Genomic DNA, 10,741 nt, shown 5'->3' with positions numbered 1-10,741 from the left:
CGCGGCGTCGGGTCCTTGGCGACGCGGCGTCTGCTCCGCTGCTCCGCAGACGAGCAGGAGGCTCCCTCTTCTGACGTCATCTCCCTTCTACAGGACCCATCAGATTGCTTATTCCGCGCAACCCTCCAGTCGGACAGGTTTTCGCTGTGCGCCGCCGACGGGGCGTCCCGGCGGGGTTCTTACCTTCTCACCCAGGGGGACAACCTTCGTGTCCGCGGGCCTGGCGCTTGGGGAGAAGTCCCGTCAATGCGTGACCGTGGCGCTTCCGGAATCTCGAGGCGCGGCACCCGGGAACGACTGCGGCCCTCGCTGGCGGAGACGTGCCAGGCGAAGGCCCCAGGGGTTCCGCGGTGTGTGATGGCTTCAGGCCCTTCCGGCGGTGAGGCTTCCGGAAGGACCCTTCAGGCCTGCGTGATGGCTACCAGGTGTAGCCGACCGTGGCGGACGCGCGGCGGCGCTCGCCGTAGAAGCAGGCCGTCGCGGAGCTGCACGAGGACACGTAGGTCTTGTCGCCCAGGTTGGAGGCGTTGACGGCTGCGCGCCACGGGCCGCGCTCGAAGTGCACGCTCGCGTCCACCAGAGTGAAGCCCGGCACGTCCAGAGTGTTCTCGCGATCCGCGTAGGAGCTTCCCACTCCGCGCACGCCCGCCGCCGCGCCGAAGCCGCGCAGCGCTCCGTCCTGGAACGTGTAGTCCAGCCACAGCGACGCCAGCACCTCCGGCACACCCACCGGGCGCTTGCCCAGCTCGAAGTCCGCGCCCTCGGTGATCTCCAGTGAGTACAGCGACGCGGATCCAATCAGGCTCAGCCCGTGCGTCAGCGTGGCGTTGGCCTCCACCTCGAAGCCGCGCGAACGGACCTCGCCAATCTGCAGCTGGTTGAAGGCGCCGTCCGTCGTCACGAAGTTCTGGCGCTTCAGCTCGAACACCGACAGGCCCACCAGCACCGGGAACACATCCGGCTGGTACTTCACGCCCGCTTCAATCTGCTGGCCCTTCTCCGGCTCGAAGATCGAGCCGTCCGACTTCGTCCCGGCCACCGGGTTGAACGACTTGGAGAAGCTGACGTACGGCGCGACGCCGAAGTCGAAGCGGTAGAGCAGGCCCGCGCGGCCGCTGAAGGCGCTCTCACTGCCGTCGTAGTTGGCCGTGGGCGCGAGCTCGTTGTCCACGTCCATGCCCACCCAGTCATGACGCCCGCTCAACGTCAGGCTCATCCGGTCGCCGATGCGCAGCTGGTCCTGGAGGTAGACGCCCAACTGGTTCTGCGTGGACTTGTTCAGCGTGTAGCGCGACTCCGTGGGCGTGTAGTCGCCACGCACGGGGTTGAGCAGGTCCAGCGGCGCGCCTGCCTCGTAGCCCTGCTCGTCGTTCAGCACGTAGTTCTTGAAGTCCACGCCCGCGAGCACCAGGTGGCGCACGGGGCCGGTGCTGAAGCGCACGTCGCCTTGTGTGTCCACCGAGAAGAGGTTCGCGGTCGGCCGGGTGACGAAGTTGCCGCGGGACAGCTGCGCGTCCGCCGGCTCACCCACGTAGCCCACGCCGTAGAGCGTCTGGAAGTCCAGGTCCAGGTGCGCGTAGCGCAGGTTCTGCCGCAGCGTGAAGGTGTCGTTGAAGCGGTGGGAAAACTCGTAGCCCGCCCACGACTGGTTGCGCTGGAAGTGGTCCAGGCTCTTGTCGCTGGTGAAGAGGTCGGTGGGGATGCGGCCATAGGGCGCGTCCACCACGGTGCCCACGTACGGCAGGAAGTTCTGACCCTGCGTGCGGTCCGCCAGGAAGCTGCCGTGCAGCGTCAGCGCCGTATTGTCCGACGGTGCCCAGGTGAGGGCCGGCGCGATGAAGAGCCGGTTGTTGTCCGTCTCCTCCACCTGCGTGCCGCCGCCGCGCGCCAGCGCCGTCACCCGGTAGCGCCAGTGGTTGCCCGAGTCGATGGCGCCGCCGAAGTCCACGGCCGCGTAGCCGTTGGCGAACTCGTTGACGCTCAGCTCCACGTGCCGGATGTGCCCTTCCACCGGCGGACGCTTGCCCACCATGTTGAGCAGACCGCCCGGAGACGTGCCGCCGTACAGCACGGAGGAAGGGCCGCGCACGGTCTCCACGCGCTCCAGGCCGAAGGTCTCCAGGCGCCAGGTGGCGAAGCTGCTGGAGTACAGCTGGAGCCCGTCCAGGAAGTAGCCGCCCTCCTGGGACGTGAAGCCGCGAATCAGGAACCAGTCGTTGCGCGGATCCGCGCCGAACGTGTCCGAGCGCACGCCCGGCGTGTAGCGCGTGGCCTCCGTCACGGACTGCACCTGCTGCGCGTCCATCTGCGCCCGGCCCACCACCGACACCGACTGCGGCGTGTCGCCAATCGCGGTGTCCGTCTTCGTGCCGCTGCCGCTGCGGCGCGCGGTGTAGCCCTGCACCGGGCCGTTGGCGCGCTCGCTCTCCACCACCACCGTAGGCAGGTCGTAGACGCCGTCATCCGTGGGCGCGGCGCCGGGTTCCGGGTTCGAGGCCTGCGCGGGCGCCGGGGTCTCCGGAGCCGGGGCCTCCTGGGGCGCGGCGGGCTCCTGCGCCAGGGCAGGGGAGGCGAGGAGGGAGATGGATGCGCCAAGCAGCGCCCCCGGGACGAGGCGGCGCGGACGGCTGCGGAACGAAGTGGGCATGTTGAGAATGATTTGCGAAATCAGGGGAATGCCCTGTCGCGTAACACGCGCCCCCTGAGGCGGCAAGCCGGGAGTCGCCCACGCCCTCCCGGTCCTCGTCACGCCACACCAGATGTCTGCATTTACAGCCCCGGGTATGTGTTTACCCGGAGCTGTCTTTCCCTGCTATCCGGAGGCCCGGGTTTCAGGCGCGCTCGACGCGAAGCTTCGCGGGGAGGCCATTGAGGCTGGCCTCCTCCTCCGTGCCGGTGAGGCCCTGGGGGCCCACGTGGATTTCGGAGGCGAGCGTCTCGCGGGCAATCTCGTCGCGGGCGGCGTCGACGACGCGCTTCACGCGGTCATCGCCGTCCACCCACAGGCGGATCCGGTCGGTGTAGCCCAGGTTCATGTCCTTGCGGGAGCCCTGCACGCGCGCCAGCAGCTCGCGCACCAGGCCTTCGTCCACCAGGGCTTCCGTGAGCTGCGTGTGCATCACCACCACGCCCACGCCTCCGCCCGCGGCGGCGTAGCCCGGCTGCGCCTCCACCAGCGTCTCCAGCTCCTCGGCGGGGAAGACCATGTCCTCGCCGCCCACGTTCAGGGCGACCTTGCCCGTCTGGAGCAGCTCCTGGTGCAGCGCGCGGCCATCCCCCGAGTCGAACGCCTTGCGCACCGGCGCGAGCTTGGGGCCCAGCCGGCTGCCCATGGCGCGCAGGTTGGGACGCACGCGGTAGCGCACCACGTCCGCCTCCGGGCTGCCCGGCTCCACCCACTTTACGGTGTGCACGTTCAGCTCGTCGCTGATGAGCTCCTGGTACACCGCCACGCGCTCCGTCAGCTCGCGGCGCGACAGGATGACGTCCGCGCGCGACAGCGGCTGGCGCACCTTGAGCCGGTTGTCCGTGCGGACCTTGAGGCCCAGCGACACCAGCTCGCGCACCGCGCCCATCTCCGCGGCCAGCCCCTCGTCGATGAGGCTCGCGTCCACGTCCGGGAAGCTCGCCAGGTGCACGCTCTCCGGCTGCGCCGCGCCCCACGGCTTGCCCACCAGGTTGCCCCACATGTCATCCGCGAAGAACGGGATGAAGGGCGCGGACATGGCGGTGATGGTCGTCAGCGCCTCGTAGAGCGTGAAGTACGCGTCCTGCTTGTCCTGCTCGAAGCCCGGCGCCCAGAAGCGCTCGCGGCTGCGGCGCAGGTACCAGTTGGACAGCGCGTCCACCAGCGCCACCATCCGCTGGGCCGCGTCGTAGACCTGGTACGTGTCCAGCGCCTTGGCCACGTCGCGCAGGGTGAGCTGCACCTCGGAGAGGATCCACCGGTCCAGCACCGGCCGGGCCTTCACCTCGCGCCAGCCCTGGCTCTTGCGGATGGCCAGCCACGGGGCCTCCGTGCTGGACGCGGTGCCCTTGGCCGGGTTGAACCCGTCGATGTTCGCGTAGATGGTGAAGAACGAGTAGACGTTGCGCAGCTTGACCTGGAAGTCCTTCTGCAACAGCCGCACGTTCGCCAGCGAGTGGCGCGTGTTGGACCAGGTGGGGCTGGCCGCGTAGAAGAACCACCGGAACGCGTCCGCGCCCGGCGCCTTGGTGGCGGGGTCCTTGAGCACCACGCGCTCGGTGGCCGCGAGCCGGGGCACTTCCACCGGCATCACGTCCACGCCGCGCGCGGAGGGCTTCACGTCCAGCTGCTGAAGCTCCTGCGGCGCCAGCAGCACCACGCGGCGCTTGAGCTTCTTGTGCACCTTCACGGTGACGCTGACGGGCGCGTCCGGCCGGTCCGGACGGAAGAGCAGCACCTTGGCGCCCTCCTGCGTGTCCAGGCCCTCCAGGTCCTCGCGCGCGATGAGCGCCACGCCGGGCTCCGCGGGGACGCCGGCCTCCGTGGCGGTGAGCACCGCGAAGTCCATGCGCACCTCGTCCAGGATGATCTCCGGCGGGGTGTAGTTGCCCTTGGACTTGGACTCCTTCTTGCCCTCCTTGTCGGAGACGTGGCCCAGCACGATGCAGCTCTTGTACGGCATGGGCCACTCACGCTTGGGCGTCAGGCCCATGCGCTTCTGCGTCTCCTCGTCGAAGAGGAGCGTGCTCACCATCAGCAGCGAGTAGAACCAGCCGCGCGTCTGGTCGATGGCCTCCGAGATGAAGTCCGCCGGGAACGCGCGGTTGAAGGTCTCCTTGCTGCCTTCCGCGTGCGGGAAGCCCCACTGCGCGAAGGGCATGCAGCCGGAGTCGAACCACACGTCCACCACTTCCGGGACGCGCTGGAACTTCCCACCGGAGCCGGCCTTCTCGTACGTGACCTTGTCGATCCACGGCTTGTGGACCAGCAGGTGCTCCGCGTTGGACTCGTGCGGCTTGCCGGCGAGGAACGCCTTCAGCTCCGCCTCCACGGCGGCCACGTTGTTGCCCGGCTTCTGGCGCAGCTCCGCGATGGAGGCCACGGCCTCCGTCTCACCCGTCTCCGAGTGGATCCACAGCGGCAGCGGCGTGCCCCAGTAGCGCTCGCGCGACAGGGCCCAGTCCACGTTGTTGGCCAGGAAGTCGCCGAAGCGGCCGTCCTTGATGTTCTCCGGGACCCAGTTGACCTGCTGGTTGTTGGCCTTGGCCTGCTCGATGACGGAGGTGGTGCGGATGTACCAGGCGGGGCGGGCGTACTGGATGAGCGGGTCTTCGTCCGCGCGCCAGCAGAAGGGGTACTCGTGGCGGTACTGCTCCGTGTGGATGAGCAGCCCGCGCTCCTTCAGGTTGCGCTGCAGGTCCTTGTCCGCGTCCTTCACGAAGCGGCCGGCGACGAGCGGCACCTCTTCCGAGAACGTGCCGTCCGGCTTCACCGCGCAGCGCATGCCCAGCGCGTCCGGGTCCTGGAAGCGCGTGGCGTCCTTGCGGTAGGCCTTGTAGTCGTCCTCGCCGAACGCGGGCGCCGTGTGGACGATGCCCGTGCCGCTGTCCAGCGTGACGAAGTCCGCCGCAATCACGCGCCAGCCCACCGTGTCCTGTCCGCCGTCCTTCAGGGGCAGCGTGGCGTCCGCCTCCTTCGCGAAGTACGTGTCGAAGGGCGGCGTGTAGCGCTTGCCGACCAGGTCGCTGCCCTTCTGCGTGGACAGCACGGGCAGGTCCTTCTTCAGCTTCTTGGCCAGCTCCTCGCGCAGCGCGGCGGCGAGGATGAGCTTGCGGTCGCCCGCGTCCACCGTGACGTAGTCCACGGACGGGTTCACGGCCGCGTACATGTTGGACGGCAGCGTCCAGGGCGTCGTCGTCCAGATGAGCAGCGACGTGTCCGGAGCATCGCGCAGCGGGAAGGCCACGTAGACGCTGGGGTCGTCCACCGTCTTGTAGCCCAGGCCCACTTCGGCGGCGGACAGCGCGGTGCCGCCGCGCGGCCACCACCACACCACCTTGTGGCCCTGGTACAGCAGGCCCTTCTTGTAGAGCTCGGAGAGCGCCCACCACACGCTCTGCACGAAGCCGCGGTGATAGGTGACGTAGGCCTCGTTGAGGTCCACCCAGAAGCCGATGCGCTGGGTCAGCCGCTCCCACTCCCCCGTGTAGCGGAACACGGACTCGATGCAGCGCTCCGTGAAGGGCTCCACGCCGTACTTCTCGATCTCCGCCTTGCCGTGGATGCGGAGCTCCTTCTCCACCTCCACCTCCACCGGCAGGCCGTGCGTGTCCCAGCCCGCCTTGCGCGGCACGTAGTGGCCTCGCATGGTCTGGTAGCGCGGGAACAGGTCCTTGATGACGCGCGTGAGGACGTGGCCGTTGTGGGGCAGGCCGTTCGCGGTGGGCGGGCCTTCGTAGAAGACGAAGGAGGGCTTGCCTTCGTTCGCCTTGAGCGATTTCTCGAAGATGCCGCGCTCCTTCCAGAAGGCCAGGATGCGGCGCTCCTCGGCCGGGAAGTCCATCTCCACGGGGACCGCGTTGAACAGGGGCGAAGGCGTTTCAGGCATGGTGGCCTGCTTGATAGCACCGGAGCGGCCCTTTGGCAGTGAATCCAGGGCCTTGCGAACCCGCCCGCACGCCGGTGGACAGATTCGCCTAAGCTGAAATTCGTGCAATTCGCGTGCAGGAAGTGGCACCCTGGCCGCTCCCCGGGCAGCCACTGGAGGTCTCCGCGTGACGCACGTCCCCCCGAAGCCATCCCTCTCCTTCCTGCTGGCGGCGCTGGTGCTGTGCCTGGGCGCGGGCAGCGCGAGCGCGCAGGTGTCCCGGACGCTGAGCACGCCCGGCCCCACGGCGCAGGCTCAGAAGGTCTACAACCTGCTGACGGACCTGGAGAACAACAGCCGCAACGGCGGGACGAAGCAGACCATCATGGGCCAGCACTGCGAGGCCCAGAAGGAGGCCTACGCGGGCGAGTACTGGGTGAAGGTGGGGGACATCTCCGGCCGCCGTCCGGGCTTCGTGGAGTTCGACTTCGGGCCGGGCAACTATCGGAACACGTACGCGGAAGCCTACGTGGACTACGCGGTGGGCTTCGCTCGTGACCGTTTCAGCTACGGGGAAGGCATCGTGGGGTTCAGCTTCCACATGTCCTATCCGGGCGCGTCCGTGAAGAGCTGGCCGAACAACTTCCGGCAGTCATGGATGGACTACAACTGGTTTGGCCGGGTCATCAACTGGCAGGCCAACACGGCGGAGTACCAGGCGCTGTTGCGGGATTTGTCCTTCGCGGCGGACAAGCTCGCGTACCTCCAGCAGCAGGGCGTGCCGGTGCTGTACCGCCCGTTCCACGAGATGAACAAGAAGGGGAGCGCGTCGCCGTTCTGGTGGGCGAACCAGGACCCTGCTCAGTACAAGCAGCTCTGGAACATCACGCACGACTACCTGGTGAAGACGCGCGGTTTGAAGAACCTCATCTTCGTCTGGTCGCCGTACGAGTGGGACGGCACCTACGGCGGGGACCCGTGGAACTACTACCCGGGCAACGACCGCGTGGACGTGGTGGGCGTGGACATCTACCACGGCAATCCCTACTTCCCGGCCCAGTTCTACACGGGGCTCGCGGGCTACAACAAACCACGCATGCTGGCGGAGACGGACAAGCTCCCGGTGCGCTGGGGTGACAGCCGTTACGGCACGGTGTCTGAGTTGGACGCGCGCCCGTGGGCCATCTACTCCGTCTGGGGCGACTCGCTTGTCTACAACCTGGGCACGACGAGCCCCAACGACTGGAACGTGTCCAGCAGCCATAAGGCCATCAAGGACACGTATGGGTATTACAGCACGTACTGGCGCGTGCTGACCGGCGGGAGCAGCGCGACCTACAACTGGGGCGCGCTGCGCTGAGGGCCGGGGCTCACCAGTTCGTGGGGCGGTAGTCCTTGAAGAAGTTGCCCCAGACGTACTCGCCGGTGTTCACGGCGGTGATGACGGGGTCCACGATGCGCGCGGCCCCGTCCACGATGTCCAGTGGAGGCTGGAAGTCCAGCTCCTGCACCTTGCGCTCGGCATGATGCGCGGGGTCCTCGTCGGTGACCCAGCCGGTGTCCGCCGCGTTCATGAAGATGTTGTCGCGCGCGTAGTCCGGCGCGGACGTCAGTGTCATCATGTTCAACGCGGCCTTGGCCATGTTGGTGTGCGGGTGCTTGTCCGTCTTCGTCCCTCGGGAGAAGCTGCCCTCCATCGCGGACACGTTGACGATGTGGCCCGGCCGCGAGCGGTCCTTCAGCATCAGCGGCCTCAACTTCCCGCACAGGATGAAGGGCGCCACCGCGTTCACCAGGTGGACCTCCAGCATCTCCGCGGTGCGCACCTCCCCCAGCCGCAGGCGCCAGGAGTTCGTGGCCCTCAGGTCCACCTGCTGGAGGTCCGCGTCCAGCCGGCCTTCCGGGAAGAGGGCGCGCGTGTCGCCCTCCTGCTCCATGGCGTAGGGCATCAGGGACAGCGCCGCGGAGGAGTGGATGCCCAACGCCGGGTCGCCGCTGCGCCAGGTCGCCACGGGCAGTGACGTGTTGCCCATATCGCCCGGGCCCAGCGCGGGACGGAGCGCGGCGATGCAGGCCTCATGGCCCGCGAGGAGCGCGCGCAGCTGGGGCTCCAGGGTGCCGGCGTCGCGCAGCTCGCCCTCCAGCAGGTGCTGGTAGAAGCCCGGTGGCCGGCGCACGGTCTGCGCGGCGTTGTTGATGAGGATGTCCAGCCGCTCGTGCGTCTGTTCGATGTGGCGCGCGAACAGCTCCACGCTGGGCGCGTGTCGCAGGTCCAGGCCGTGCACCTGGAGCCGGTGGGCCCAGTCCGAGAAGTCCGGCTCGCGCGCGTAGCGGTGCACCGCGTCCTGGGGGAAGCGCGTGGTGGCGATGACGGTCGCGCCCGAGCGCAGCAGCATCAGCGACGCCTGGAAGCCAATCTTCACCCGCGCGCCGGTGATGAGCGCCACCTGGCCCTTGAGGTCCGCGCGCTGCGTGCGCCGGGCGTAGTTCAGGTCCCCGCACGGGATGCACATGGCGTCGTAGAAGAAGTGGAGCTTGCGGTACTCCCCCTTGCACACGTAGCACTTGCGCGGCACCTCCAGCAGGCGCTCCGGGGTCGCTTCCGGCGGCGGCGCGGGCAGCGCGGGCAGGCTGAGCACCGGCGCCTTGCGCAGCATGCGGATCTCCGTGCTGGAGCGCACGGCCCGGTCGTTGGCGCGCTGCGCGTCCTTGCGCTCCTTCTTGAGCGCGCTCTGGAGCCGGTTCTTCGAGGCCTTGTCCGGGTAGACGAGCCGGCTCGCGGAGGCCAGCAGGGCGTGGTGGTCCTCATCCGGGAGGCGGTGCAAGAGCACGCGGTGTTTGGCGAGCGTGTTGAGCAGCGCCGTGGCGCGGCGCACGTCCTCGACGGAGACATCGGAGGGCGGGGCCGGGTCAGTTTCAGGGGACGACGGCGGGAGGTTCTCGACGGCCAGGTTCTTCACGCCCTGGTGCTTACCCTCCCGGGCGCGCCAGGGAAAGGTGCGACTTGAGCGGGCCTGGAGGGCGAGCGGCCAGGCCCCGGTTTCAGCCCAGGCCCAGGCGGGGGAGCGTCACCTCGCGCACGCGGGGGATGCGGAAGCGGTAGAGGAACGCGTCCGCGAAGTAGTGCGCCAGCACCACCGCGTTGGTGGCGAGGACCCCCAGCGACCACAGGGGCTGCTGCCTCAGGAAGAAGGCCGTCGCCGCGCCCTGGGTGACGCCGTCCGCCAGGGTGACGAAGGGGCTGTTGACCACGCCCACCAGGATGATGGGGGCCATCACGGCCAGCATCGCCGCCCACACGCGCGGGCCGCGCAGGCGGGTCGTGGTCTCCCCTGGCGTGGGCTGGAGCATGCGGCCGGTGAGGAAGAAGTACTCCAGGCCGTGGATGCCCGCGCTCAGGATGGCGCCCCACAGCGGCCACACGAGGTACACCGCCACCACCGCCACGTGCGCCAGGAGGTACACGCGCCGGGGCCCGCTCTGTCCGGGAGGCCCGCGCAGCGCGAGCAGCAGCTTCGCGGCGAAGACGCCCCAGACCGCGAGCAGCACCCAGGTGAGGCCGTGCGGCAGCGAGCCTGCTTCCGCCTGGCCGATGTTGATCATCGGCCGCGAGCCCAGGGCGCTGGTGACGGGCAGGGCCAGCGAGCGGAGCATCATCAAGGTCAGCGCGACGGGGACGAACTGGCGCTGGAGCGTGCGCTCGGACTCGGACAGGGGCGGGGCGCCCGCGGCGCGGGCCCGGAGGCCGTGCAGCGCCCAGAGCCCCTTCACCTGCGACAGCGTGTGGTGCGCCGCGAGGACGTGGATGCTCGCGCCCAGCAGCAGCGCGAGCAGCGGCGCGTACGTGTCCCCGTACCAGAGCAGCGCGAAGGTGAGCGCGAACACCGCCGAAGCGCCGCCCACGAGCAGCCGGGATTGGTGGGGCGTGGTGTGCAGTAACTCGCGCCGGGTGCCCACCAACAGGAAGGTGAGGATGACGTGCGTGCCGTTGAGGAAGACGTACTGCGACGTCCACCGGCCAATGGACTGGGCGAACCCCTGCGAGCCCTCGCCGGTGAGGCTCGCGAGCCACACGGAGGCGAGCATCAGCAGCGTGGGCAGCACGAGGATGCTCAGGTCCGCCCGGGGAGAGAAGAGCCACAGCCCCTGGAAGCGCACGGACGCCGGGGCTGCGGACGCTTCGAGGG

At 69.0% G+C, this 10,741-nt stretch carries 5 protein-coding genes; 1 reads left to right on the top strand and 4 read right to left on the bottom strand.

What is annotated here, in order from left to right:
* Positions 1 to 418 precede the first annotated feature (418 nt).
* Positions 419 to 2,647: a TonB-dependent siderophore receptor gene (locus D7Y11_RS38675; protein WP_126936189.1), complete on the bottom strand. Its 2,229-nt coding sequence runs from the start codon at positions 2,645 to 2,647 to the stop codon at positions 419 to 421.
* A gap of 184 nt (positions 2,648 to 2,831) precedes the next feature.
* Positions 2,832 to 6,575 carry an isoleucine--tRNA ligase gene (gene ileS / locus D7Y11_RS38670; protein WP_126936188.1) on the bottom strand — a complete coding sequence of 1,248 codons (3,744 nt, stop codon included), beginning with the start codon at positions 6,573 to 6,575 and terminating at the stop codon, positions 2,832 to 2,834.
* Positions 6,576 to 6,741: 166 nt separating this feature from the next.
* Between ileS and D7Y11_RS38665 the strand changes: the two genes are divergently transcribed.
* Positions 6,742 to 7,914, top strand: coding sequence for a glycoside hydrolase family 26 protein (locus D7Y11_RS38665; RefSeq protein WP_126936187.1), 1,173 nt, complete (start codon positions 6,742 to 6,744; stop codon positions 7,912 to 7,914).
* A gap of 10 nt (positions 7,915 to 7,924) precedes the next feature.
* Here the strand turns inward: D7Y11_RS38665 and D7Y11_RS38660 are convergent, their stop codons facing one another.
* The gene (locus D7Y11_RS38660; RefSeq protein ID WP_120574471.1) at positions 7,925 to 9,514 is read right to left on the bottom strand and encodes an SDR family NAD(P)-dependent oxidoreductase; all 1,590 of its coding nucleotides are present in this window, start codon (positions 9,512 to 9,514) and stop codon (positions 7,925 to 7,927) included.
* 82 nt (positions 9,515 to 9,596) lie between these two features.
* A partial coding sequence (locus D7Y11_RS38655) for a hypothetical protein (RefSeq protein ID WP_126936186.1) occupies positions 9,597 to 10,741 on the bottom strand: 1,145 nt, incomplete at its 5' end.

This window comes from Corallococcus sp. AB018 (assembly GCF_003986945.1).
In the GTDB taxonomy this organism is placed as follows: domain Bacteria; phylum Myxococcota; class Myxococcia; order Myxococcales; family Myxococcaceae; genus Corallococcus; species Corallococcus exiguus.
Note: the sequence above shows the minus strand (reverse complement) of the source record. Positions and strands in the feature narration are given on the sequence as shown.